Here is a 24,085-nt window from a genome sequence, read left to right as displayed (position 1 = left end):
ACCGCCACTCCCACAGTTGATCCGGTTTACGCCATAAAAAAGCAGCGCCTGATAATTCTGTTAGCGAAAGTCTCGCCTTTCGCGAATCAGCGCATAGGCGTTGTGCAGCTCGCGGGTACGTTCGGTCGCCTCCCGCACCTGGGCTGGGCTGGCGCCACTGCCGGCAATCTTGTCCGGGTGGTGCCGGCTGAGCAGGCGCCGGTAGGCACGCTTGATCACCGCGGGCTCCGTCGTCGACGTCACCCCCAGAATACGCAACGCCTCCTGATAAGCCCCGCCACGATTGGCCAACGGCTTGCGCTCCGGCTCATAGTCAGCCGCCAGCGCCTGGATCTGCTGGACCGTCCAACCCAGCCATTTGCCCCATTGTTCAATCAACTCGCGCTCGGCCGTACTGGCCTTGCCGTCCGCCCAGGCCATGCGCCAACAGGCACGCAGCACACCTTCCGCCGCATGGGGCTGGGCCTTGAGCACGCCCAGATAACTGCGTACCCGGTCCGAGCCGGACTTGCCGCGATTGAACGCGGCAATCGCACGGCGCTGGGCCGGCTCGGCCATGTCCAGCGAGCGCATTTCCTGGCGGGCCTGCTGGATATGCCCGTCCACTACCCGGCCGTTGCTCTTGGCCAGGCGGCCGAGCAACACGAACAGCAGTTCGTCATTGCGCAACGCCGGCCGGCCGCCAAGGCGCTCGCGTAACTGGGCCCAGCTTTGCAGTTCCAGGCGCCGGTCCAGCGCCTGGCCCAGCAGTGCGCCCAACATGGCCCCCGGAATGCTGGCAATGGCAAAGCCCGCCCCGGCTCCGATCAGAGTCCCTGGCCACAACATCCTAGTGCCCCGCTGTCAGCAGGGTTTCGACTTGCGCCAGACGCTCCAGCGTCCCGACATCGATCCAGCGTCCGTTCATGTGTTCCCCCGTCACCAACCCTTTCGCCATGGCGTCACGCAACAGCGGCGCCAGCTTGAAGGCACCCGCACTGCAACCCGCGAACAGCTCGGGGTGGAGTACGGAAATGCCACTGAAGGTCAGGTTATCGGCACCGGCGGCGGCATCATGAAGCGCGCCGTCCTTCAGGTAGAAATCACCGCCGGACGGATGGTGCGGCGGGTTGTCGACCATCACCAGGTGGGCCAGCCCATCCAGTGGCTGGTGGAGGCTGGCGAAGTCGTAGTCGGTCCAGATGTCGCCATTGACCACCAGGAACGGTTCGTCCCCCAGCAGCGGCAAGGCCTTGAAGATCCCGCCGCCGGTCTCCAGCGGCTCGCCTTCGGCCGAGTACTGGATGCGTACGCCGTACTGCGAGCCATCGCCCAGATAGCCTTCGATCTGCTGGCCAAGCCACGCATGGTTGATGACGATCTCGGTAAAGCCCGCTTTCGCCAGCGCCTCGAGGTGGTACTCGATCAGGCGCTTGCCGCCGGCCTGGATCAGCGGCTTGGGCGTGTGCAAGGTCAGTGGGCGCATCCGCTCACCTTTGCCGGCGGCCAGGATCATGGCCTTCATACCACCGCCTCGACGCGCAGGCTCGCCAGCAATTCACCCAGTTCGCTCAACTCTGGCCGGTCCGCGAGCACCGCCTCTATATAAGCGAAGAAGCGCGGCACGTCCGCCAGGTAGCGCGGCTTGCCATCGCGGTGGCAGATGCGCGCAAAGATGCCGATCACCTTGAGGTGACGCTGCACGCCCATCAGGTCGCTGGCCCGCAGGAACTCCTCGAAGTCCGCCTGCACCGGGATACCCAGCGCGCCGGCGCGCTGCCAGTAACCGCGCTGCCATTCCCGCACGCGGGCCTGCGGCCAACTGAGGAAGGCGTCCTTGAACAGGCACGTGATGTCGTAGGTCACCGGGCCGTAGACCGCATCCTGGAAGTCCAGCACGCCGGGATTCGGCTCGCTGATCATCAGATTGCGCGGCATATAGTCGCGATGCACCAGGACCTTGGGCTGGGCCAGGGCGCTGTCAATCAGGTGTTCGCTGACGCGTTGCCACAGGCCAAGCTGCCGGGCGTCAAACTCGATGCCCAGCTCCCGGCGAACGTACCATTCAGGAAACAATTCCAGCTCCCGACGCAACAGCGCGACGTCATAACTGGGCAACGGGGCTTCCATCGGCAATTGCTGGAAAGCCAGCAATGCGTCGATGGCATCGGCGAACAATTGATCGGCATTTTCAGCCGTAATCACGTCCAGATAGGTTTTTTTCCCCAGGTCGTTCAGCAAAAGAAAGCCGCGAAGCAGATCTTGCGCATAAATTTTCGGAACATTTATTCCCGATTGACCGAGTAAATGAGCGATATCGACGAAAGGTTTGCAGTTTTCCTGGGGGGGTGGAGCGTCCATCACGACAAAACTGCGACCTCCTCCCTCCCACCGGAAGTAACGCCTGAAACTCGCGTCACTGCTGGCCGCAGTCAACGTGGCCGGGGGTACGACACCCCAGCCCTGGGTGGTAAAGAGGCCTGGCAATTGCTCATCAAGCCAGACTTTCAGCTGTTGCAAACGTAGATCTTGGTCGGGCATTACAAGGGTCTCCGACGGCGCTAGCCGTCAAGCGGGTCATGCTTTATTATCACGCATCTTTTTCAGACCATCGAGAGGCGTGCGGCCCACACCGCGGGCAGATGGCACGCAGGAAGCCCGGACTAATAAGATGGCATTGAAATCCCCCGCGTTTCGTAGAAAATTTCCGTTGCTGGTAACCGGCAGTCTGCTGGCCATGCAACCTTTCGCCACCTCATTCGTGGTCGCCGCGGAACAGTATGACTGCTCAGTCTCTGCTTCGGGTGCCTGGGATTGCGCGCCGAAAACGGCCGCAGCCCCGCTGCCACCGCGCCCGGTGCATGACGGCAGTGCCGTCAGCTCTGCCAGTGGCACGCCGCAAGGCGAGTCCGGCGGCACCGCCGAGGCCGTGCCGCAGACCGCTCTGGTCACCGAAGCCAAGGGCCGCGGCCTGCGTTCGCGCAGCGCCGACTACAGCCACCTGGACTGGGTCCCTCGCGAGAAGCTCACCGCCGCACAACTGGCCGAAACCGGCCCGTACTGCTCCGGCGCGTACATCGAGCCGATCCGTCCTGGCATGAACGACAAGACGAACAAGAGCGACGCGCCGACCTTCATCGGCGCCAAGGTCTCTCGTTACGAGCAGGAACAACAAGTTGCTTCCCTGGCCGGTGACGTCGTCATGCGCCAGGGCAGCATGCAGGTCGAGGCCGACGAGGCCAACCTGTACCAGGCCGAGAACCGTGGCGAGCTGAACGGCAACGTCCGTCTGCGCGACAACGGTGCCCTGCTGGTGGGCGACCACGCTGAAGTCCAGCTGGACACCGGCGCCGCCAAGGTCGACAACGCCGAATACGTGATGCACAAATCGCGCATCCGCGGTAACGCCCTGTACGCCAAGCGTGCCGAGAACGCGATCATCCGTCTCAAGGACGGTACGTACACCACCTGCGAGCCGAACAGCAACGCCTGGCAGCTCAAGGGCAACAACATCACGCTCAACCCGGCCACCGGTTTCGGTACCGCGACCAACGTGACGTTGCGGGTCAAGGACATTCCGATCCTTTACACCCCGTACATCTATTTCCCGATCGACAACCGTCGTCAATCCGGCTTCCTGCCGCCGAGCTTCAGCACCGGTGGCGAGACTGGCTTCACGTTGGTTACGCCGTACTACTTCAACCTGGCGCCAAACTACGACGCCACGTTGTACCCGCAATACATGACCAAGCGCGGCCTGTTGATGGAAGGCGAATTCCGCTACCTCACCAAGTCCAGCGAAGGCCAGTTCGGCGGCGCGTACCTGAACGACGACAGCAGCGAGCGTAAAGGCCAGACCGACTACGAAAAAGATCGCTACATGATCAACTGGCAGCACAAGGGCGGGCTGGACTCGCGTGTACTGACCCAGGTCGACTACACCAACATCAGCGACCCTTATTACTTCCAGGATCTGAAGTCCTATCAGGAAGGGATCAAGAGCCAGGACTACGTGAACCAGCAAGGTTCGGTGACCTATCGCGGTGATACCTTCCAGGCGAAACTGAACCTGCAGGCGTACCAGCTGGCAACGATCTCCCAGATCACGCCGTATGACCGCTTGCCACAGATCACCTTCAACGGCACGCTGCCGTACCATCCAGGCGGGGTGAACTTCACCTACGAGACCGAAGCCGTACGCTTTGATCGGGACTTGGAGAACGGAAGCTTCACGGATGAAAACGGGCTCGTATCGCCGCGGCTCGACACCTACGTAACCGGCCTGACCCGCGCAAACGGTACTCGCCTGAACGTTGCGCCGGCAGTCGACTACCCGATGAACTGGACCTACGGTTTTATTACGCCAAAGTTGAAGTACGTCTATACCAAGTACGATCTTGATTTGGACAGCATCGGCAAGAACCAGATTATCGCAGCGCAAGCCGCGTCAACTGCAGCCAACCCTTATGCCGGTGGCACCTTCAAAAGCTCGCAAGACCGTGCAATTCCGATTGCCAGCATCGACAGCGGCCTGTACTTCGACCGCAACACCAACTTGTTCGGCAAAGACTACCGTCAAACTCTGGAGCCTCGTGCGTACTACCTGTATGTACCGAACAAGGACCAGGGCGATATCCCGGTATTCGACAGCGGTGAGTACTCGTTCAGCTACGCGTCGCTGTTCCGTGACAACCGCTTCAGCGGTACTGACCGCATCGGCGACGAGAACAAACTGTCCCTGGGCGTGACCAGCCGCTGGATCGAAGAAAACGGCTTCGAACGCCAACGCGTCAGCATCGGCGAGGCCGTGTACTTCAAGAACCGCGAAGTTCAACTGCCGGGCATCCTGGCCGCGGACCGTGCGGACGCACAGTCTGATGTTTCGCCAATCGCCCTGGACTACGAGTTCCGCTTCAACCGTGACTGGCGCGCCACTGCCGATTACAACTGGGACCCGGAAAGCCACAGCCCACGTTCCGGCAGCGCGATGTTCCACTATCAGCCGGAAGACAACCCGAACAAGGTTATCAACGTCGGCTACCGCTATCGCAACGACCAGGTGGTGTACAACCAGCTGACCGGCAAATGGCAGTTTGGTGGCGACTACGGGCAGCCAGGCGACCCGAACTTCGTGAAGGATTACTACAAAATCCAGCAACACGACTTCTCGATGATGTGGCCGATCGTTCCGCAGTGGAACCTGATCACCCGCTGGCAGTATGACTATGCCCGCAACCGTACCCTGGAGGCCTTCGGTGGTTTCGAGTACGACAACTGCTGCTGGAAACTGCGCGTCATCAACCGTTACTGGGTTTCCAACGACGAATACAGCCAGATCGCCCCGCTGAACGAAAAGGGTGACCACGGGCTCTTCTTCCAGATCGTCCTTAAAGGACTCGGCGGCCTGACCGGCGCCAAGGTAGAGAGCTTCCTCGACAAAGGCATTGAAGGTTATCGTGAACGTGAAGACCAAGCTTTCTGATTGTCTGCGCCCGCTGATGCTGGGCGCGCTGTTCCTGGGTACCGCCGCAGCTCACGCTGCGGTTCAACCGCTGGACAAGGTAGTGGCCATCGTCGATAACGACGTGATCATGCAGAGCCAACTGGACCAACGGGTCAAGGAAGTTCAGCAAACCATCGCCAAGCGTGGCGGCGGCGTACCACCGACCAGCGTGCTGGACCAGCAGGTGCTCGAACGCCTGATCGTTGAAAACCTGCAACTGCAGATCGGCGATCGCTCCGGTATCCGTATCAGCGACGAAGAATTGAACCAGGCTGTCGGCACCATCGCCCAGCGCAACAACATGAGTGTTGATCAGTTCCGCGCAGCCCTGGCTCACGACGGCCTGTCCTATGAGGACGCCCGTGACCAGATTCGCCGGGAAATGATCATCAGCCGTGTACGTCAGCGTCGCGTGGCCGAACGGATTCAGGTGTCCGAGCAGGAAGTGAAGAACTTCCTGGCCTCCGACCTTGGCAAGATGCAGCTTTCCGAAGAACTGCACCTGGCGAACATCCTGGTGCCTACGCCAGACAGCGCCAACGCTGAACAGCTCAATGCTGCCGCAGCGAAAACCCAGGCTATCTATGACCGTCTCAAGCAAGGTGCCGACTTTGCCCAGATGGCCATTGCCCAGTCCGGCAGCGACAACGCCCTCGAAGGCGGTGACATGGGCTGGCGTAAAGCCGCGCAACTGCCACCACCGTTCGACCGCGAGCTGAGTGCCATGGAAGTCGGTGGCATCACCCAGCCTGCCCGTACGCCAGGCGGTTTCATCATCCTCAAGTTGCTCGGCAAGCGCGGTGGCGAAGAAGCGCAGATGAAGGACGAAGTTCACGTTCGTCACATCCTGGTCAAGCCAAGCGAGATCCGTACCGAAGCCCAAACCAAGGAACTGGCCCAGAAGCTCTATGACCGCATCGAAGCGGGCGAAGACTTCGGCGAATTGGCGAAGAGCTATTCCGAAGACCCGGGTTCGGCGCTTAACGGCGGTGATCTGAACTGGATCGATCCGAAGGCACTGGTTCCAGAGTTCCAGGACGTCATGGCCAAGACCCCGCAAGGCGTGCTGTCCAAGCCGTTCAAGACCCAATACGGCTGGCATGTGCTGGAAGTCCTTGGCCGTCGCGCCACTGACAACACCACCCAGGCCCGCGAGCAGCAAGCCCTGACCGTACTGCGTAACCGCAAATACGACGAAGAGCTGCAAACCTGGTTGCGTCAGATCCGTGACGAAGCCTACGTAGAGAACAAGCTTCCTGGTGCCGACCAAACAGGCACCGACCAGGCAGCCCAGTGACACCCAAGCGTTTCGCACTGACACCCGGCGAGCCGGCCGGCATTGGTCCTGACCTGTGCCTGCTGCTCGCCTCGCACCCCCAGCCACACCCCCTGATTGCCATTACCAGCCGCGACCTGCTCATTGAGCGGGCCGCGCAGCTGGGTGTGGTTGTCGATCTGCTGCCGGTGGGCCCGGGCAACTGGCCTGATCTGCCGGCACCGGCCAACAGCCTGTACGTATGGGATACCCCGCTGGCGACCAAGGTCGTGGCCGGGCAACTGGACAAGGCCAACGCTGCCTTCGTCCTGGAAACCCTGACCCGTGCCGGCCAGGGCTGCATCGACGGGGATTTTGCCGGGATGATCACCGCCCCGGTACACAAGGGCGTGATCAACGAATCAGGCATCGCCTTTTCCGGTCATACCGAATTCCTCGCTGAGCTGACCCATACCGAACAAGTGGTGATGATGCTGGCAACGGGCGACCTGCGGGTGGCGCTGGTGACCACTCACCTGCCCCTGCGCGAGATTGCCGACGCCATTACCCCCGAGCGACTGGAGCGTGTGACACGCATCCTGCACGCCGACCTGCAACAGAAGTTCGGCATCGCCCAACCACGCATCCTGGTCTGTGGGCTCAACCCCCACGCCGGTGAAGGTGGCCACCTGGGCCATGAAGAAATCGACATCATCGAACCAACCCTGGAGCGTCTGCGCCTTGAAGGCATGGACCTGCGCGGCCCATTGCCTGCCGACACTCTGTTTACCCCCAAATATCTGGAGCACTGCGACGCAGTGCTGGCGATGTACCATGACCAGGGCCTGCCCGTGCTGAAGTACAAAGGCTTCGGCGCCGCGGTCAACGTGACACTGGGCCTGCCGATCATCCGCACCTCCGTCGACCATGGCACCGCCCTGGACCTCGCAGGCAGCGGCAAGATCGATACCGGCAGCCTGCACGTGGCCCTGGAAACCGCCTATCAGATGGCCGAGACCCGTATATGACCGAGCATTACCAACACCGGGCGCGCAAGCGTTTCGGGCAAAACTTCCTGCACGACGCTGGCGTGATCGATCGCATCCTGCGTTCCATCCATGCCAAGCCCGAAGACCGCCTGCTGGAAATCGGCCCGGGCCAGGGCGCCCTGACCCAAGGCCTGCTGAAAAGCGGCGGCCAGTTGGACGTGGTTGAGTTGGACAAGGACCTGATCCCGATCCTCAACCAGCAGTTCGCCGGCATGCCCAATTTCAACCTGCACCAGGGTGATGCGCTGAAGTTCGACTTCACCAGCCTCAATGCAGCGCCCAACAGCCTGCGGGTGGTCGGCAACCTGCCATACAACATCTCCACCCCGCTGATTTTTCACCTGCTGAACAACGCCGGCATCATCCGCGACATGCACTTCATGCTGCAAAAGGAAGTGGTCGAGCGCCTGGCAGCGGGTCCTGGAGGCGGTGACTGGGGTCGCCTGTCGATCATGGTTCAGTACCATTGCCGCGTAGAGCACCTGTTCAACGTCGGACCTGGCGCGTTCAACCCGCCGCCGAAAGTCGACTCCGCCATCGTGCGCCTGGTGCCTCACGCGGTGTTGCCACACCCGGCCAAAGATCACAAGTTGCTGGAGCGCGTGGTGCGCGAAGCCTTCAACCAGCGCCGCAAGACCTTGCGCAATACGCTGAAGGCCTTGCTCAGCAACGCTGAAATCGAGGCCGCCGGAGTCGACGGCAGCCTGCGCCCCGAGCAGCTGGACCTGGCCGCCTTCGTGCGCCTGGCTGACCAGCTCGCCATTCAGCCTGCGCCAGTGGCTGAATAAATAGTAGGCGCCGGCTTGCCGGCGATGGCGCACTCACGATCGCCATCGCTGGCAAGCCAGCGCCTACGGGCCTAGACTGACCGGCATCCGCTGTTCCCCCGCTTTTGCTTTTAAGGCCTCTTGCATGTCCGATCCTCGTTATCAGATCGACGTCAGCGTCGTCACCCGCTTTCTGGCGGAACAATCGCAACCCGAGCAGAACCGCTTTGCGTTCGCCTACACCATTACCGTGCAAAACAACGGCGAGCTGCCTGCCAAGCTGCTGTCGCGCCACTGGGTCATCACCGACGGTGACGGCCAGGTCGAGGAAGTACGCGGCGCCGGCGTGGTCGGCCAACAACCGCTGATCGCCCCAGGCAAGAGCCACACCTACAGCAGCGGCACTGTGATGACCTCCCGTGTCGGCAACATGCAAGGCAGCTACCAGATGCTCGCCGACGACGGCAAACACTTCGACGCCATCATCGCCCCGTTCCGCCTCGCGGTGCCTGGAGCCCTGCACTGATGGCGACGTATGCCGTCGGCGACCTGCAAGGCTGCCTGGAACCGCTCAAGTGCCTGCTCGAGCGTGTGGCCTTCGACCCGGCCAAGGATCGCCTGTGGCTGGTGGGCGACCTGGTCAACCGTGGCCCGCAATCCCTGGAAACCCTGCGCTTCCTTTATGGCATGCGCGACTCCCTGGTGTGCGTACTGGGCAACCATGACCTGCACTTGCTGGCCGCCGGCAATAACATCGAGCGCCTGAAAAAGGGCGATACCCTGCGGGAAATCCTCGAAGCGCCGGATCGCACCGAGCTGCTTGACTGGCTGCGCCGGCAAAAACTCATGCACTACGACGAGAGCCGCGACACCGCCTTGGTGCATGCCGGCATTCCACCCCAGTGGACGCTGAAGAAAGCCCTCAAGTGCGCGAGTGAAGTCGAAGCAGCCCTGGCCGATGACAACCTGTACACCGCTTACCTGGATGGCATGTACGGCAACGAACCCGTTAAGTGGGACAACGAACTGACCGGCGTCGCGCGCCTGCGGGTGATCACCAACTACTTCACCCGCATGCGTTTCTGCACCGCCGAAGGCAAGCTGGACCTCAAGAGCAAGGAAGGCGCCGACACCGCCCTCCCCGGCTACAAGCCCTGGTTCGCCCACAAGGAGCGCAAGACCCGTGAAACGAAGATCATCTTCGGCCACTGGGCAGCCCTGGAAGGCAAGTGTGATGAACCTGGCGTGTTCGCCCTCGACACCGGCTGCGTATGGGGCGGCGCCATGACCCTGATGAACATCGACACCGGCGAGCGCTCAAGCTGCCAGTGCGACTCCCCCGTTCCCGAACAACTGCAGGCCGCGGCAAAGCGCTGAGCCGTGCTTTCACACAGGCCAAAGGAGCCCGCCATGACTGAATTCAAACGTATCCCTCCCGAGCAAGCCCAGGCCCTGCGCGAGCAAGGCGCGGTGGTTGTAGACATCCGCGACCAGCCGACCTACATCGCCGGCCATATCAGTGGCGCCCAGCACCTGGACAACCACAACATCGCCGACTTCATCCGCGCCGCCGACCTCGACGCACCGGTCATCGTGGCGTGCTACCACGGCAACTCCAGCCAAAGCGCCGCCGCCTACCTGGTGAGCCAGGGCTTCTCCGACGTCTATAGCCTCGACGGTGGCTTTGAGCTATGGCGTGCGACCTATCCTGCAGAAATTGCCGCAGGCGACGCGCAATAATTTTTTTCAAACCCCGCTACCCCGCGTGACGCTTGGCCTCGCGCCGTTTCTGACGAACGGCGCGGCCAAACTAATTTCGTATCGCGCCTTGACCTCCCTGATTCCGAACTATCCTTAAGCGCAGGCCATCCAAAACAGGGGAGAGCCGGTACACCGGCGTGCGGGTCATCGGTAGCGTTTCAGGGTGTTCTGGGGGGAAAACGGCCATTGGTGTCCACCAATGACTGCCAGCATCGACTGATTGATCCGGCGTCGGCTCCACGTATCGAGCGAGGTGACGACGTCATGAGTATTTTTAGCCACTTCCAACAACGCTTCGAGTCCACCCGCCAGGAAGAGCTCTCGCTTCAGGAGTATCTCGAACTGTGCAAAAAGGACCGCAGCGCCTACGCGTCTGCCGCTGAACGCCTGCTGTTGGCGATCGGCGAGCCGGAGTTGGTGGACACCGCAGCCAATTCGCGCTTGTCGCGGATTTTCTCGAACAAGGTGATCCGTCGCTACCCGGCCTTTGAAGACTTCCACGGTATGGAAGAATGCATTGACCAGATCGTCTCGTATTTCCGCCATGCCGCCCAAGGCCTGGAAGAGAAGAAACAGATCCTCTACCTGCTCGGCCCCGTCGGCGGCGGCAAGTCGTCCCTGGCCGAAAAACTCAAACAACTGATCGAGAAGGTGCCGTTCTACGCCATCAAGGGCTCACCGGTGTTCGAGTCGCCCCTGGGGCTGTTCAATGCCACGGAAGATGGCGCGATTCTCGAAGAAGACTTCGGCATTCCACGGCGCTATCTCAATACCATCATGTCGCCCTGGGCGACCAAGCGCCTGGCCGAGTTCGGCGGCGACATCAGCCAGTTCCGGGTGGTGAAGCTCTATCCCTCGATCCTCAACCAGATTGCCGTGGCCAAGACCGAACCGGGTGACGAGAACAACCAGGACATCTCGGCACTGGTGGGCAAGGTCGATATCCGCAAACTCGAAGAATTCCCGCAGAACGACGCCGATGCCTACAGCTACTCGGGTGCACTGTGCCGGGCCAACCAGGGCCTGATGGAGTTCGTGGAGATGTTCAAGGCACCGATCAAGGTGCTGCACCCACTGCTTACCGCCACCCAGGAAGGTAACTACAACAGCACCGAAGGCCTGGGGGCGATTCCATTCACCGGGATCCTGCTGGCCCACTCCAACGAATCGGAATGGCACACCTTCCGCAACAACAAGAACAACGAAGCCTTCATCGACCGGATCTACATCGTCAAGGTGCCGTACTGCCTGCGGGTCAGCGATGAAATCAAGATCTACGACAAGCTGCTGTTCAACAGCTCCCTGGCCAAGGCCCATTGCGCGCCTGACACCCTGAAGATGCTGGCCCAGTTCACCGTGTTGTCGCGCCTCAAGGAGCCGGAAAACTCCAACATCTACTCGAAGATGCGGGTGTATGACGGCGAAAACCTCAAGGACACCGATCCGAAGGCCAAGTCGATCCAGGAATACCGCGACACCGCCGGCGTGGATGAGGGCATGAACGGCCTGTCGACACGTTTTGCGTTCAAGATCCTGTCCAAGGTCTTCAACTTCGACCCGCACGAAATCGCCGCCAACCCGGTGCACCTGCTCTACGTGCTGGAACAGCAGATCGAACAGGAACAATTCCAGGCTGAAACCCGCGAGCGCTATCTGCGCTTCCTCAAGGAATACCTGGCACCGCGCTACATCGAGTTCATCGGCAAGGAAATCCAGACCGCGTATCTGGAGTCCTACAGCGAATACGGCCAGAACATCTTCGACCGCTATGTGCTGTACGCAGACTTCTGGATCCAGGACCAGGAATACCGCGACCCGGAAACCGGCGAGATTCTCAACCGCGTAGCCCTCAACGAGGAACTGGAAAAGATCGAAAAACCCGCCGGCATCAGCAATCCGAAGGATTTCCGCAACGAAATCGTCAACTTCGTGCTGCGCGCCCGGGCCAACAACAACGGCAAGAACCCTACCTGGCTCAGCTACGAGAAGCTGCGGGTGGTCATCGAGAAGAAAATGTTCTCCAACACCGAGGATCTGCTGCCGGTCATCAGCTTCAACGCCAAGGCCAGCAAGGAGGATCAGCAAAAACACAACGACTTCGTCACTCGCATGGTCGAGCGTGGCTACACCGACAAACAGGTACGACTGCTCTCCGAGTGGTACTTGCGGGTCCGCAAATCGCAGTAAGGCAGCGACAAGCGTGTAATGCCAGGCTCCCGGTACGCCGGACAGCCTGGCAATCGACCGCTTGTCTTTAAGCTTCCAGCTTGCCGCTTGAAGCTTGTAACTTGAAGCTGCCCGGAGGGCTCCTACATGAGCTATGTGATCGACCGACGTCTCAATGGCAAGAACAAGAGCACGGTAAACCGCCAGCGGTTCCTGCGGCGTTACCGTGACCACATCAAAAAGGCCGTCGAAGAGGCCGTCAGCCGCCGTTCCATCACCGATATGGAGCATGGCGAACAGATCAGCATCCCCGGACGCGACATCGATGAACCGGTGCTGCACCACGGCCGGGGCGGCAAACAGACCGTCGTGCATCCCGGCAACAAGGAATTCACCAGCGGCGAACATATCCAGCGGCCCCAGGGCGGCGCGGGCGGCAAAGGCCCGGGCAAGGCCGGTAACTCCGGCGAAGGCATGGATGAGTTCGTGTTCCAGATCACCCAGGAAGAGTTCCTGGAGTTCATGTTCGAAGACCTGGAACTGCCCAACCTGGTCAAACGCAACCTGACCGGTACCGACACCTTCAAGACCGTGCGTGCCGGGATCAGCAACGAAGGCAACCCGTCACGGATCAACATCATCCGCACCCTGCGCTCGGCCCATGCGCGACGTATCGCCTTGTCTGGCAGCAGCCGGGCAAAACTGCGGGACGCCAAGGCGGAACTGGAACGCCTGAAACGCGAAGAGCCGGACAACTTCGGCGATATCCAGGAAATTGAAGCCGAAATCGCCAAACTCAGCGCGCGAATCCATCGCGTGCCGTTTCTCGATACCTTCGACCTGAAGTACAACCTGCTGGTCAAGCAACCCAATCCCAGTTCCAAGGCGGTGATGTTCTGCCTGATGGACGTGTCCGGCTCCATGACCCAGGCGACCAAGGACATCGCCAAGCGCTTCTTCATCCTGCTGTACCTGTTTCTCAAGCGTAACTACGACAAGATCGATGTGGTGTTCATCCGCCATCACACCAGCGCCAGGGAAGTCGACGAGGAGGAATTCTTCTACTCGCGGGAAACCGGCGGCACCATCGTCTCCAGCGCCTTGAAGCTGATGCAGGAAATCATGGCCGAACGCTATCCGGCCAACGAGTGGAACATCTACGCCGCCCAGGCTTCCGACGGCGACAACTGGAACGACGACTCGCCGATCTGCCGCGACATCCTGATCAACCAGATCATGCCGTTCGTGCAGTACTACACCTACGTCGAAATCACCCCGCGCGAGCATCAGGCCCTGTGGTTCGAATACGAGCGCATCAGCGAAGCCTTCGCTGACACCTTCGCCCAGCAACAATTGGTCTCGGCCGGCGATATCTATCCGGTCTTCCGTGAACTCTTCCAGCGCAGGTTAGTGACATGACCGCCAAAGAGCATAAGCGCCAACCCATATCCACGGGGTCCGAATGGACCTTCGAACTCATCCAGGCCTATGACCGGGAAATCAGCCGCATCGCGGCGGGTTATGCCCTGGATACCTACCCCAACCAGATCGAAGTGATCACCGCCGAACAGATGATGGATGCCTATGCGTCCGTGGGCATGCCCCTGGGCTATCACCACTGGTCCTACGGCAAACACTTCCTCAGCACTGAAAAGTCCTACACCCGCGGCCAGATGGGCCTGGCCTACGAAATCGTCATCAACTCCGACCCGTGCATCGCCTACCTGATGGAAGAAAACACCATCTGCATGCAGGCGCTGGTGGTGGCCCACGCGTGCTACGGGCATAACAGCTTCTTCAAGGGTAACTACCTGTTCCGCACCTGGACCGATGCCAGCTCGATCATCGATTACCTGGTATTCGCCAAGCAGTACATCATGCAGTGCGAGGAGCGCCACGGCATCGACGCGGTGGAAGACCTGCTGGACTCCTGCCATGCCCTGATGAACTACGGCGTCGACCGCTACAAACGCCCGTATCCGATTTCCGCCGAAGAAGAACGGCTGCGCCAGAAGGACCGTGAAGAGCATCTGCAAAAGCAGATCAACGACCTGTGGCGCACCATTCCCAAACGCGCCGGCAAGAACAACGACAAGGACAATGCGCGCTTCCCCGCCGAACCTCAGGAAAACATCCTGTATTTCATCGAAAAGCACGCGCCATTGCTGGAGCCCTGGCAGCGGGAAATCGTGCGGATCGTGCGCAAGATCGCCCAGTATTTCTACCCACAACGCCAGACCCAGGTGATGAACGAAGGCTGGGCCACGTTCTGGCACTACACCCTGATGAACGACCTGTATGACGAAGGCCTGGTCACCGACGGTTTCATGATGGAGTTTCTGACGTCCCACACCAGCGTGGTCTTCCAGCCGGGCTTCGACAGCCCCTACTACAGCGGTATCAACCCGTATGCATTGGGCTTTGCGATGTACCGCGATATCCGGCGCATGTGCGAGCACCCCACCGAAGAAGACCGCCGCTGGTTCCCGGAGATTGCCGGCAGCGATTGGCTGTCGACCATCAAGTTCGCCATGAGCAGCTTCAAGGATGAGAGCTTCATCCTGCAGTACCTGTCCCCCCAGGTGATTCGAGACCTCAAGCTGTTCAGCATCATGGACGACGACCTCAAGGACGATCTGCTGGTGCCCGCCATTCATGACGAGCCGGGCTATCGCACCATCCGCGAAACCCTCGCGGCGCAGTACAACCTGGGCAACCGCGAACCCAATGTGCAGATCTACAGCATCGACGTACGCGGCGACCGCTCGCTGACCCTGCGCCACCAGCAGCACGACCGCAAACCGCTGGGAGAGTCCACTGAGGAGGTTCTCAAGCACCTGCACCGGCTGTGGGGGTTCGATATCCACCTGGAGACGCTGCAAGGCGACCAGGTCATGAAAACCCACCACGTTCCGCCCCGCAACGAACACGGCGATAACGATTACGGCCGCCTGGACCTGGCAGTCGTGCATCTGTGAAACGGCAAAGCCTCCATTGGCGGGCCGCAGGCGTTATCCTGTGCCGCTAATGGAGGCTTTTTCATGCAAATCTACAAAGTCGGTGGTGCGGTACGCGATCGCCTGCTGGGCATCCCCGTTACCGATATCGACCGTGTCGTAGTCGGCGCTACCACTGAAGAAATGCTCGCCCTGGGCTACAAGCCTGTGGGTTCGGACTTCCCGGTATTTCTTGACCCGAAAAATGGTGACGAGTACGCCCTCGCCCGCACGGAGCGCAAGAGCGGCCGGGGTTATGGCGGCTTTGTGTTTCACGCCAGCCCCGAAGTTACCCTGGAAGAAGACCTGATCCGCCGCGACCTGACCATCAACGCCATGGCCGAGGATGACGCGGGCAACCTGACCGACCCTTATCACGGCCAGCAGGATCTGGACGCACGCATTCTGCGTCACGTTTCCCCGGCGTTTGCCGAAGATCCACTGCGTGTCCTGCGCGTTGCCCGCTTTGCCGCGCGCTATGCCGGCCTCGGCTTTACGGTAGCGCCCGAAACCCTGGAACTGATGCGCGAACTCAGCGCGTCGGGCGAACTGGAAGCCTTGACGCCCGAACGCAGCTGGAAGGAGATTTCCCGCGCATTGATGGAAAACCAGCCACAGGTGTTTATCCAGGTGCTGCGCGATTGCGGCGCCCTGAAAACCCTGATGCCGGAAATCGACGCACTGTTTGGCGTGCCGCAACCCGAGGCCCATCACCCCGAAATCGATACCGGCGTGCACACATTGAGCGTGCTGGAACAGGCGGCCATCCATGCCCAACCGTTGACCGTCCGCTGGGCCTGCCTGCTGCACGATCTGGGCAAGGGGCTCACGCCTGTGGATAAGTTGCCGCAGCATATCGCTCATGAGCAACGCGGCGTGAAGCTGATCAAGGCGATGAACGAACGCTTCAAGGTGCCAAGGGATTGCCAGGAGTTGGCGTTGCTGGTGGGCGAATATCACACCCACGGCCACCGCGCACTGGAGCTGAGGCCCTCGACATTGCTGGATTTTCTGCAAAGCTTCGACGTTTACCGTCGCCCGCAACGCTTTGAAGAGTTTGTGGTGGCATGCGAGATGGACGCCCGCGGGCGCAAGGGCCTTGAGCAGAGAAGTTATCCACAAGCCGATTATTTGCGCGGTGCGGCGCTGGCGGCCAGAGGTGTGGCCGTCGCGCCGCTACTGGAACAAGGCTACAAAGGTCCCGAACTGGGCGAAGCGCTGAAACGCGAACGGCTCAAGGCGCTAAAAGCCTACAAGAGCGAGTCAGGCGTCAACGGCTGATCCCGCCATTCGAACGCGACCGGCGCCAGTACCTGGTCAATGTGTGCATCCTGCCACAGCGCGGCAAATGACTTGCCCACCTCAGGATGCACACGCTGCGGCGCCATCAACGACAGCGGCCACAGCACAAACGCGTTCTTCAGGATTTCGGCCCGGGGCAGGATCAGGCCATCGAAGTTACCCACCAGCTCGCCATACAGCAGCACGTCGATGTCCAGCGGCAAGCCCTTGCGATCCGGGGCGTAGCGGCCATTGTCGGCCTCGATGAATTTCAGCCGGCGGTCCAGCTCCATCAACGGCAGGTCGGTATACGCCGACACCACCAGATTGAAGAATGGCCCGCTCTTTATGCCCACAGGCTGGCTTTCAAACACCGGCGAACAGCGCATCTGCGTCAGGAAACCCGCCAGCGCATCAAGGCCAGCGTGCAAATGGGCCTCACGCTCGATGTTACTGCCAAGACCAAGGTAAACCTGAGTTAGCGACATCCGCGCTCGATCTCCACGCCCACACCCTTGGCGGCCGGTACGGCGCCGGGCTTGGTCAGTTTGAGGTGCAGCCAGGGAATCTGGAACTCACTCATCAACACTTCAGCCAGGCGCTCGGCGAAGGTTTCCACCAGCTGGAATTGCGCCTGCTCGGCAAAGGCCTGGATCCGTGCGGACACGCTGGCGTAATCCAGCGCCAGGGTCAGGTCATCACCGGCAGCGGCCGGGCGGTTATCCCAGGCGAAGCTCAGGTCCAGACGCAGGCATTGCCGGATACCGCGCTCCCAGTCGTAGGCCCCGATCACGGTGTCGACTTCCAGGCCTTCGATAAACACTCTGTCCAAGCACTCTTCTCCGCTGCACGACAAGGGCGCGATGCCCCGTTAGAATCAGGGCGTCCTCGCCCGGAATAGTTAGCATGTTTTGGTTACTGGCGACTCTCGCCTACCTGCTCGGCTCGCTGTCCTTCGCCATTTTGCTCAGCCGCCTGACGGGAAATCCCGACCCGCGAATGAGTGGCTCAGGCAATGCCGGCGCCACCAATATGTTGCGCCTGGCCGGCAAGAAACTCGCCGTACTCACGCTGTTCGGCGACGTCTGCAAGGGCCTGCTGCCGGTGCTGATCGCCGATCTCGCCGGGCTGTCGCTGCAACAGCAAGCCTGGATCGGCGTCTGCGCGGTGCTCGGCCACCTGTTCCCGCTGTACTTTCGCTTTCGCGGCGGTAAAGGCGTTGCGACGGCGGCCGGCATGCTGCTGGGGATCTACCCACCGGCGGCGCTGCTGGCCATCCTGGCCTGGCTGCTGACGTTCTACCTGACACGCACCAGCTCGCTGGCCGCCCTCATCGCCACGCCCCTGACCCTGCCGTTGCTGGCGTGGCAGGAACCGGAGGCGCTGGTGCCGATGAGCGTGCTCACGCTGCTGATCGTCTGGCGCCACCGGGGCAATTTACGCGACCTGTTTGCCGGGCGCGAACGGCATTTTTAAATACGCCCGGTGAACCCGGCTCACGTTCGCCCGTTACAGCGGCGGCAACTGCTCCATCGGCCAGCGCGCCTGCACGCTGATTGCCAGGCTTTCATGCTGCCCGGCCTGCAAACGCTGGCAACCGGCATAGGCGATCATCGCACCGTTATCGGTGCAGAATTCGGGACGCGCATAAAACACGTCGCCCTTCATGTCGCCGAGCATTTTCTCCAGGGAGCTGCGCAGCGCCTTGTTCGCGCTGACGCCGCCCGCGATCACCAGGCGCTTCATGCCCGCCTGCTTCAGGGCCCGCTTGCACTTGATGGTCAAAGTCTCCACCACGGCCTGCTGGAACGCCAGCGAGATGTCGCAACGGGCTTGCTCACTGTCGTCTCCGGCGCTGACGCTCTGCTGCCAGGTGTTCAGGGCAGAGGTTTTCAGGCCGCTGAAACTGAACATCAGGCCAGGGCGATCGCACATCGGGCGCGGGAAGGTATAGCGCCCCGGAACGCCTTTTTCTGCCAAGCGGGCGATTTCCGGGCCGCCCGGATAATTAAGGCCCATCATCTTCGCAGTCTTGTCGAAAGCTTCACCGGCAGCGTCGTCCAGGCTTTCGCCCAGCAGCGTGTATTGACCGATTCCGTCGACCTGAACCAGCTGCGTATGGCCGCCTGAAACCAACAAAGCGACGAACGGGAACGCTGGCGGGTTTTCTTCCAGCATCGGTGCCAGTAAATGGCCTTCCATGTGGTGCACACCAAGGGCCGGAATGCCCCAGGCAAATGCCAGCGCCTGGGCGCAAGAGGCCCCAACCAGCAGGGCTCCGACCAATCCGGGGCCTGCGGTATAGGCAATGGCGTCGATCTCGGTCGGCACGCAGCCGGCCTCGTCCAGCACCTGGCGAATCAATGGCAGCATGCGTTTCACATGATCACGGCTGGCCAGCTCCGGCACCACGCCGCCATAGGCGCGATGCAGGTCGATCTGACTGAACAGTGCGTCGGCCAAAAGCCCGCGTTCACTGTCGTAAAGTGCGACACCGGTTTCGTCGCACGAGGTTTCTAATCCCAGAACTAGCATGGGTTTGCGCCTTGTAGAGGCTGAATTCGAAGGCGCGCATAATAGTCGCCACTCCCCCTCCCGACTAGCGGTTTTCGATCAGAGGCTTTGCATTCCGGGCAATGAGGGGTTAACATCCGCAACCCTTAAAAACCGACGACCTCAGCCGCGAATTTTTTGCGACGAGAACGTTGATTCCCGGTAATGAAAGAAGGTAGCTCTGGATGCCAGCCGTCAAAGTAAAAGAGAACGAACCCTTCGACGTAGCTCTGCGTCGTTTCAAGCGCTCCTGCGAAAAAGCCGGTGTTCTGGCTGAAGTTCGTAGCCGCGAATTTTACGAGAAGCCAACTTCTGAGCGTAAGCGTAAAGCAGCAGCCGCTGTTAAGCGTCACGCCAAGAAAGTTCAGCGCGAGCAGCGCCGCGCCGTTCGCCTGTACTAATACACAGACGTTCGTAGCAAGCTTCTGCCAAGCCCGGCCCTCAGCCGGGCTGTTGGCATTTGCGGATATCGCTTGATGCTTCACCGTTGACGCCGCACACGCGACTGAAACGAACTGCTTCACACGTCAGGACTGGCTCTTTTGCCAGCGGTGCACGTCTCTTCTGACGAGCCTAACAAGGCTACTGACGAGCACACTTATTTTTTAACAGGCGATCAACAGGTCGGCTGCGCCCACCGATGAGCTTCCGAGGCCCCCACATGGCCAAGACCGGACTCCCGGGCAACATTTCTACGCCGGGCACTGATCGGAACTAACGTCAGTGAATGTTCGGCAGATACACTTCCTGACAGACCAAGCAGACGACAGTAGATCGAGCCGCACAACACGCGCGCCTTGAGCACTTTGCGGGCCCTCTTTTACACGCAGTGATGACGAGAACGCCATGGCCGGGCTAATTCCCCAGAGCTTTATTGACGACCTTCTGAACCGCACCGACATCGTCGATGTTGTCAGCTCGCGCCTGCAGATGAAAAAGGCCGGCAAGAACTACACCGCCTGCTGCCCGTTCCACAAGGAAAAGACTCCGTCGTTCAGCGTCAGCCCTGACAAGCAGTTCTACTACTGCTTCGGCTGCGGCGCTGGCGGCAACGCCCTCGGCTTCATCATGGACCACGACAACCTGGACTTCCCCCAGGCCGTCGAGGAACTGGCGAAAGCCGCCGGCATGGAAATCCCCCGCGAAGAAAGTGGCCGCCCGCACAAACCGCGGCAACCCACCGATTCGCCGCTGTACCCGCTGCTTACCGCTGCTGCCGACTTTTACCGCCAGGCACTGAAAAGCCACCCGCAGCGCAAAGCCGCCGTCGATTACCTCAAGGGCCGCGGCCTGACCGGTGAAATCGCCCGCGACTTCGGCCTCGGCTTCGCCCCGCCGGGCTGGGACAACCTGTACAAGCACCTGAGCAGCGACACCCTGCAGCAAAAAGCCATGATCGACGCCGGCCTGTTGGTGGAAAACGCCGAGACCGGCAAGCGTTATGACCGTTTCCGCGACCGCGTGATGTTCCCGATCCGCGACAGCCGCGGCCGCATAATCGCGTTCGGCGGCCGGGTGCTGGGGGACGACAAGCCCAAATACCTGAACTCACCGGAAACCCCGGTGTTTCATAAAGGCCAGGAACTCTACGGCCTGTTTGAAGCGCGCAAGAACAATCGCAACCTCGACGAAATCATCGTGGTTGAAGGCTATATGGACGTGATTGCCCTGGCCCAGCAAGGTTTGCGCAACGCCGTGGCGACCTTGGGCACCGCGACCAGCGAAGAGCACTTGAAGCGCCTGTTTCGCGTAGTGCCCAACGTACTGTTCTGCTTCGACGGCGACCAGGCCGGCCGCAACGCAGCGTGGCGTGCCCTTGAGTCGACCCTGTCGAGCCTGCAGGACGGGCGGCGCGCACGCTTCCTGTTCCTGCCCGAAGGCGAAGACCCGGACACCCTGGTCCGCTCCGAAGGCACCGACGCGTTCCGCGCGCGCATCAACCAACACGCACAACCGCTGGCCGATTACTTTTTCCAGCAACTGACCGAAGAGTCCGACCCGCGCTCCCTCGAGGGCAAGGCCCACATGGTCACCCTCGCGGCACCGCTGATCGACAAGGTTCCGGGCGCCAACCTGCGCACCCTGATGCGCCAGCGCCTGCTGGAAATCACCGGCTTGAGTGGCGAGGCCGTCAGCCAGCTGGCCCGCAGCGCGCCGCAAGAGGCGCCGCCGGCCTACGACCCGGGCATGGATTACGACGCCATGCCGGACTACTCCGACTTCCACCAACCGCAGGAGGCCTACACGCCCCAGCAGGAGTGGACACCGAAGAAACCCGGCGCCGGCGGCAAGAAATGGGACAAGAAACCCTGGGACAAAAACGGCAAACGTGGCGGTGACCGTGACGAACCGCGCGGCCCACGCGTCCCAGCAGCAGTAGAGCCGCCCACCATGGCAGCCCTGCGTACACTTTTGCACCACCCGCAACTGGCACAAAAAGTCGAGGATGCGGGGCACTTTGCGGCCGAAGACCACACCAATACGCAACTGTTGGTGGCCCTGCTCGAAGCCGTACAGAAGAATCCTAAGCTAAACTCATTCCAGCTGATTGCACGCTGGCACGGCACCGAACAGGGCCGTTTGCTGAAGGCATTGGCAGAAAAGGAATGGCTGATTGATGGCGATAACCTTGAACAACAGTTTTTCGACACCATTACTAGCTTGGTAGCTCGTCAACGCGAGCGAAACCTGGAACAACTTCTTCGAAAAGCGCGTCAGAGTGAATTGACCGCCGAAGAGAAAAATCAACTGCGCGACCTTTTAAGTCGCAATGTTTCCGCATCAAACCCGACCTCAGCTGGCGTGTGAGGTCATAGCTCGGGTATAATCCTCGGCTTGTTTTTTGCCCGCCAAGACCTTCAGTGGATAGGGTGTTATGTCCGGAAAAGCGCAACAGCAGTCTCGTATCAAAGAGTTGATCACCCTTGGTCGTGAGCAGAAGTATCTGACTTACGCAGAGGTCAACGACCACCTGCCTGAGGATATTTCAGATCCAGAGCAGGTGGAAGACATCATCCGCATGATTAATGACATGGGGATCCCCGTACACGAGAGTGCTCCGGATGCGGACGCCCTTATGTTGGCCGACGCCGATACCGACGAGGCAGCCGCTGAAGAAGCAGCCGCCGCGTTGGCAGCGGTCGAGACCGACATCGGTCGCACGACTGACCCTGTGCGCATGTATATGCGCGAAATGGGTACGGTAGAGCTGCTGACACGTGAAGGCGAAATCGAAATCGCCAAGCGTATCGAAGAGGGCATCCGTGAAGTGATGGGCGCAATCGCGCACTTCCCAGGCACGGTTGACCACATTCTCTCCGAGTACACTCGCGTCACCACCGAAGGTGGCCGCCTGTCCGACGTCCTGAGCGGTTATATCGACCCGGACGACGGCATTGCGCCACCTGCGGCTGAAATTCCGCCACCGATCGATGCCAAGGCTGCGAAAGCAGACGACGACACCGACGACGACGAAGCTGAAGCCAGCACCGATGACGAAGAAGAAGTCGAAAGCGGTCCGGATCCGATCATCGCAGCCCAGCGCTTTGGCGCGGTCTCCGATCAGATGGAACTGGCTCGTAAGGCCCTGAAGAAGCACGGTCGCGGCAGCAAGCAGGCAACTGCTGAATTGCTGGCCCTGGCTGAACTCTTCATGCCGATCAAACTGGTACCGAAGCAATTCGAAGGCCTGGTTGAGCGGGTTCGTAGCGCCCTTGAGCGTCTGCGTGCACAAGAGCGTGCGATCATGCAGCTCTGTGTCCGTGATGCGCGCATGCCGCGTGCCGACTTCCTGCGCCAGTTCCCGGGCAACGAAGTCGACGAAAGCTGGACCGACGCACTGGCCAAAGGCAAAAGCAAATACGCTGAAGCCATTGGTCGCCTCCAGGCCGACATCGTTCGTTGCCAGCAGAAGCTGACTGCATTGCAGACTGAAACCGGTCTGACGATTGCCGAGATCAAGGACATCAACCGTCGCATGTCGATCGGTGAGGCCAAGGCCCGCCGCGCGAAGAAAGAGATGGTTGAAGCGAACTTGCGTCTGGTGATCTCCATCGCCAAGAAGTACACCAACCGTGGCCTGCAATTCCTCGATCTGATCCAGGAAGGCAACATCGGCTTGATGAAAGCGGTGGACAAGTTCGAATACCGTCGCGGCTACAAGTTCTCGACTTATGCCACCTGGTGGATCCGTCAGGCGATCACTCGCTCGATCGCCGACCAGGCCCGCACCATCCGTATTCCGGTGCACATGATCGAGACGATCAACAAGCTCAACCGTATTTCCCGGCAGATGTTGCAGGAAATGGGTCGCGAACCGACCCCGGAAGAGTTGGGCGAACGCATGGAAATGCCTGAGGATAAAATCCGCAAGGTATTGAAGATCGCTAAAGAGCCGATCTCCATGGAAACCCCGATCGGTGATGACGAAGACTCCCATCTGGGTGACTTCATCGAAGACTCGACCATGCAGTCGCCAATCGATGTTGCTACCGTTGAGAGCCTGAAAGAAGCGACTCGCGACGTACTGTCCGGCCTCACTGCCCGTGAAGCCAAGGTACTGCGCATGCGCTTCGGCATCGACATGAATACCGACCACACCCTTGAGGAGGTTGGTAAGCAGTTCGACGTTACCCGTGAGCGGATTCGTCAGATCGAAGCCAAGGCGCTGCGCAAGCTGCGCCACCCGACGAGAAGCGAGCATTTGCGCTCCTTCCTCGACGAGTGATCACAAAAACCCCGGCCCAGGCCGGGGTTTTTGCTTCTGCAGATTAAAT

Annotated in this window: 21 protein-coding genes; 15 read left to right on the top strand and 6 right to left on the bottom strand. The window is 60.5% G+C overall.

Features of this window, described 5'->3' with window-relative positions; genetic code table 11:
- Positions 1-60: 60 nt before the first annotated feature.
- From ACW9I6_RS01875 to ACW9I6_RS01865, 3 genes are read right to left on the bottom strand one after another with little or no spacing between them, the layout of a single operon-like run.
- Entirely contained in the window at positions 61-828 is a 768-nt protein-coding gene (locus tag ACW9I6_RS01875) for a TerB family tellurite resistance protein (RefSeq protein WP_003210983.1), read from the bottom strand.
- Position 829: 1 nt separating this feature from the next.
- Entirely contained in the window at positions 830-1,504 is a 675-nt protein-coding gene (gene murU / locus ACW9I6_RS01870) for an N-acetylmuramate alpha-1-phosphate uridylyltransferase MurU (RefSeq protein ID WP_457338786.1), read from the bottom strand.
- The gene (locus ACW9I6_RS01865; RefSeq protein WP_008434428.1) at positions 1,501-2,520 is read right to left on the bottom strand and encodes an aminoglycoside phosphotransferase family protein; all 1,020 of its coding nucleotides are present in this window, start codon (positions 2,518-2,520) and stop codon (positions 1,501-1,503) included. The genes murU and ACW9I6_RS01865 overlap by 4 nt, the downstream gene beginning before the upstream one ends.
- A gap of 130 nt (positions 2,521-2,650) precedes the next feature.
- Between ACW9I6_RS01865 and ACW9I6_RS01860 the strand changes: the two genes are divergently transcribed.
- From ACW9I6_RS01860 to ACW9I6_RS01810, 11 genes are all read left to right on the top strand, one after another.
- Positions 2,651-5,461: an LPS-assembly protein LptD gene (locus ACW9I6_RS01860; protein ID WP_177027969.1), complete on the top strand. Its 2,811-nt coding sequence runs from the start codon at positions 2,651-2,653 to the stop codon at positions 5,459-5,461.
- Positions 5,442-6,779 carry a peptidylprolyl isomerase gene (locus tag ACW9I6_RS01855; protein ID WP_003210991.1) on the top strand — a complete coding sequence of 446 codons (1,338 nt, stop codon included), beginning with the start codon at positions 5,442-5,444 and terminating at the stop codon, positions 6,777-6,779. Before ACW9I6_RS01860 ends, ACW9I6_RS01855 begins: the two co-directional genes overlap by 20 nt.
- Positions 6,776-7,765 (top strand): 4-hydroxythreonine-4-phosphate dehydrogenase PdxA, encoded by a 990-nt coding sequence (pdxA, locus tag ACW9I6_RS01850; protein ID WP_003210992.1) that lies wholly within the window; start codon positions 6,776-6,778, stop codon positions 7,763-7,765. Before ACW9I6_RS01855 ends, pdxA begins: the two co-directional genes overlap by 4 nt.
- Positions 7,762-8,574: a 16S rRNA (adenine(1518)-N(6)/adenine(1519)-N(6))-dimethyltransferase RsmA gene (rsmA, locus tag ACW9I6_RS01845; protein WP_003210994.1), complete on the top strand. Its 813-nt coding sequence runs from the start codon at positions 7,762-7,764 to the stop codon at positions 8,572-8,574. The genes pdxA and rsmA overlap by 4 nt, the downstream gene beginning before the upstream one ends.
- Before the next feature lie 124 nt (positions 8,575-8,698).
- Entirely contained in the window at positions 8,699-9,079 is a 381-nt protein-coding gene (gene apaG / locus ACW9I6_RS01840) for a Co2+/Mg2+ efflux protein ApaG (protein ID WP_003210996.1), read from the top strand.
- The gene (locus ACW9I6_RS01835; protein WP_003210997.1) at positions 9,079-9,930 is read left to right on the top strand and encodes a symmetrical bis(5'-nucleosyl)-tetraphosphatase; all 852 of its coding nucleotides are present in this window, start codon (positions 9,079-9,081) and stop codon (positions 9,928-9,930) included. The genes apaG and ACW9I6_RS01835 overlap by 1 nt, the downstream gene beginning before the upstream one ends.
- 33 nt (positions 9,931-9,963) lie before the next feature.
- Positions 9,964-10,293 carry a thiosulfate sulfurtransferase GlpE gene (glpE, locus tag ACW9I6_RS01830; protein ID WP_003210998.1) on the top strand — a complete coding sequence of 110 codons (330 nt, stop codon included), beginning with the start codon at positions 9,964-9,966 and terminating at the stop codon, positions 10,291-10,293.
- Positions 10,294-10,578: 285 nt separating this feature from the next.
- The gene (locus tag ACW9I6_RS01825) at positions 10,579-12,501 is read left to right on the top strand and encodes a PrkA family serine protein kinase (RefSeq protein ID WP_003210999.1); all 1,923 of its coding nucleotides are present in this window, start codon (positions 10,579-10,581) and stop codon (positions 12,499-12,501) included.
- Positions 12,502-12,627: 126 nt separating this feature from the next.
- Entirely contained in the window at positions 12,628-13,899 is a 1,272-nt protein-coding gene (locus ACW9I6_RS01820) for a YeaH/YhbH family protein (protein WP_003211000.1), read from the top strand.
- On the top strand, positions 13,896-15,458 hold the full coding sequence (locus ACW9I6_RS01815) for a SpoVR family protein (protein WP_003211001.1): 1,563 nt from the start codon (positions 13,896-13,898) through the stop codon (positions 15,456-15,458). Before ACW9I6_RS01820 ends, ACW9I6_RS01815 begins: the two co-directional genes overlap by 4 nt.
- A gap of 63 nt (positions 15,459-15,521) precedes the next feature.
- Positions 15,522-16,757, top strand: coding sequence for a multifunctional CCA addition/repair protein (locus ACW9I6_RS01810; RefSeq protein WP_457338785.1), 1,236 nt, complete (start codon positions 15,522-15,524; stop codon positions 16,755-16,757).
- On the opposite strand, the gene folK is transcribed toward ACW9I6_RS01810, so the two are convergent.
- A complete protein-coding gene (folK, locus tag ACW9I6_RS01805) occupies positions 16,727-17,245 on the bottom strand; it encodes a 2-amino-4-hydroxy-6-hydroxymethyldihydropteridine diphosphokinase (protein ID WP_003211005.1) in 519 nt (172 codons plus the stop codon). The two genes, ACW9I6_RS01810 and folK, sit on opposite strands and share 31 nt — an antisense overlap.
- Positions 17,236-17,589 (bottom strand): dihydroneopterin aldolase, encoded by a 354-nt coding sequence (gene folB / locus ACW9I6_RS01800; RefSeq protein ID WP_003211007.1) that lies wholly within the window; start codon positions 17,587-17,589, stop codon positions 17,236-17,238. The genes folK and folB overlap by 10 nt, the downstream gene beginning before the upstream one ends.
- 74 nt (positions 17,590-17,663) lie before the next feature.
- Between folB and plsY the strand changes: the two genes are divergently transcribed.
- Positions 17,664-18,233, top strand: coding sequence for a glycerol-3-phosphate 1-O-acyltransferase PlsY (gene plsY / locus ACW9I6_RS01795; protein ID WP_003211009.1), 570 nt, complete (start codon positions 17,664-17,666; stop codon positions 18,231-18,233).
- A gap of 33 nt (positions 18,234-18,266) precedes the next feature.
- Here plsY and tsaD read toward each other — a convergent pair whose 3' ends face one another.
- Positions 18,267-19,292: a tRNA (adenosine(37)-N6)-threonylcarbamoyltransferase complex transferase subunit TsaD gene (gene tsaD, locus ACW9I6_RS01790; protein WP_087694726.1), complete on the bottom strand. Its 1,026-nt coding sequence runs from the start codon at positions 19,290-19,292 to the stop codon at positions 18,267-18,269.
- Positions 19,293-19,495: 203 nt separating this feature from the next.
- On the opposite strand from tsaD, the gene rpsU reads away from it, so the two are divergent.
- The 3 genes from rpsU to rpoD all read left to right on the top strand — a co-directional run bounded on the left by rpsU (position 19,496) and on the right by rpoD (position 24,036).
- A complete protein-coding gene (gene rpsU, locus ACW9I6_RS01785) occupies positions 19,496-19,711 on the top strand; it encodes a 30S ribosomal protein S21 (protein WP_002551877.1) in 216 nt (71 codons plus the stop codon).
- A gap of 445 nt (positions 19,712-20,156) precedes the next feature.
- Positions 20,157-22,118, top strand: coding sequence for a DNA primase (dnaG, locus tag ACW9I6_RS01780; RefSeq protein ID WP_003211012.1), 1,962 nt, complete (start codon positions 20,157-20,159; stop codon positions 22,116-22,118).
- 67 nt (positions 22,119-22,185) lie between these two features.
- Positions 22,186-24,036 (top strand): RNA polymerase sigma factor RpoD, encoded by a 1,851-nt coding sequence (rpoD, locus tag ACW9I6_RS01775; protein WP_457338784.1) that lies wholly within the window; start codon positions 22,186-22,188, stop codon positions 24,034-24,036.
- Positions 24,037-24,085 lie beyond the last annotated feature (49 nt).

It is taken from the genome of Pseudomonas sp. SDO5522_S412 (genome assembly GCF_054071215.1).
This window is presented reverse-complemented; position numbering and strand designations above follow the sequence as displayed.

Excerpts from the sequence above, each read along its gene's own strand:
- ACW9I6_RS01875 (WP_003210983.1), bottom strand. The coding sequence starts at position 828 with ATGTTGTGGCCAGGGACTCTGATCGGAGCCGGGGCGGGCTTTGCCATT.
- murU (WP_457338786.1), bottom strand. The coding sequence starts at position 1,504 with ATGAAGGCCATGATCCTGGCCGCCGGCAAAGGTGAGCGGATGCGCCCA.
- ACW9I6_RS01865 (WP_008434428.1), bottom strand. The coding sequence starts at position 2,520 with ATGCCCGACCAAGATCTACGTTTGCAACAGCTGAAAGTCTGGCTTGAT.
- ACW9I6_RS01860 (WP_177027969.1), top strand. The coding sequence starts at position 2,651 with ATGGCATTGAAATCCCCCGCGTTTCGTAGAAAATTTCCGTTGCTGGTA.
- rsmA (WP_003210994.1), top strand. The coding sequence starts at position 7,762 with ATGACCGAGCATTACCAACACCGGGCGCGCAAGCGTTTCGGGCAAAAC.
- apaG (WP_003210996.1), top strand. The coding sequence starts at position 8,699 with ATGTCCGATCCTCGTTATCAGATCGACGTCAGCGTCGTCACCCGCTTT.
- ACW9I6_RS01835 (WP_003210997.1), top strand. The coding sequence starts at position 9,079 with ATGGCGACGTATGCCGTCGGCGACCTGCAAGGCTGCCTGGAACCGCTC.
- glpE (WP_003210998.1), top strand. The coding sequence starts at position 9,964 with ATGACTGAATTCAAACGTATCCCTCCCGAGCAAGCCCAGGCCCTGCGC.
- ACW9I6_RS01825 (WP_003210999.1), top strand. The coding sequence starts at position 10,579 with ATGAGTATTTTTAGCCACTTCCAACAACGCTTCGAGTCCACCCGCCAG.
- ACW9I6_RS01820 (WP_003211000.1), top strand. The coding sequence starts at position 12,628 with ATGAGCTATGTGATCGACCGACGTCTCAATGGCAAGAACAAGAGCACG.
- ACW9I6_RS01815 (WP_003211001.1), top strand. The coding sequence starts at position 13,896 with ATGACCGCCAAAGAGCATAAGCGCCAACCCATATCCACGGGGTCCGAA.
- ACW9I6_RS01810 (WP_457338785.1), top strand. The coding sequence starts at position 15,522 with ATGCAAATCTACAAAGTCGGTGGTGCGGTACGCGATCGCCTGCTGGGC.
- folK (WP_003211005.1), bottom strand. The coding sequence starts at position 17,245 with ATGTCGCTAACTCAGGTTTACCTTGGTCTTGGCAGTAACATCGAGCGT.
- plsY (WP_003211009.1), top strand. The coding sequence starts at position 17,664 with ATGTTTTGGTTACTGGCGACTCTCGCCTACCTGCTCGGCTCGCTGTCC.
- tsaD (WP_087694726.1), bottom strand. The coding sequence starts at position 19,292 with ATGCTAGTTCTGGGATTAGAAACCTCGTGCGACGAAACCGGTGTCGCA.
- rpsU (WP_002551877.1), top strand. The coding sequence starts at position 19,496 with ATGCCAGCCGTCAAAGTAAAAGAGAACGAACCCTTCGACGTAGCTCTG.
- dnaG (WP_003211012.1), top strand. The coding sequence starts at position 20,157 with ATGGCCGGGCTAATTCCCCAGAGCTTTATTGACGACCTTCTGAACCGC.
- rpoD (WP_457338784.1), top strand. The coding sequence starts at position 22,186 with ATGTCCGGAAAAGCGCAACAGCAGTCTCGTATCAAAGAGTTGATCACC.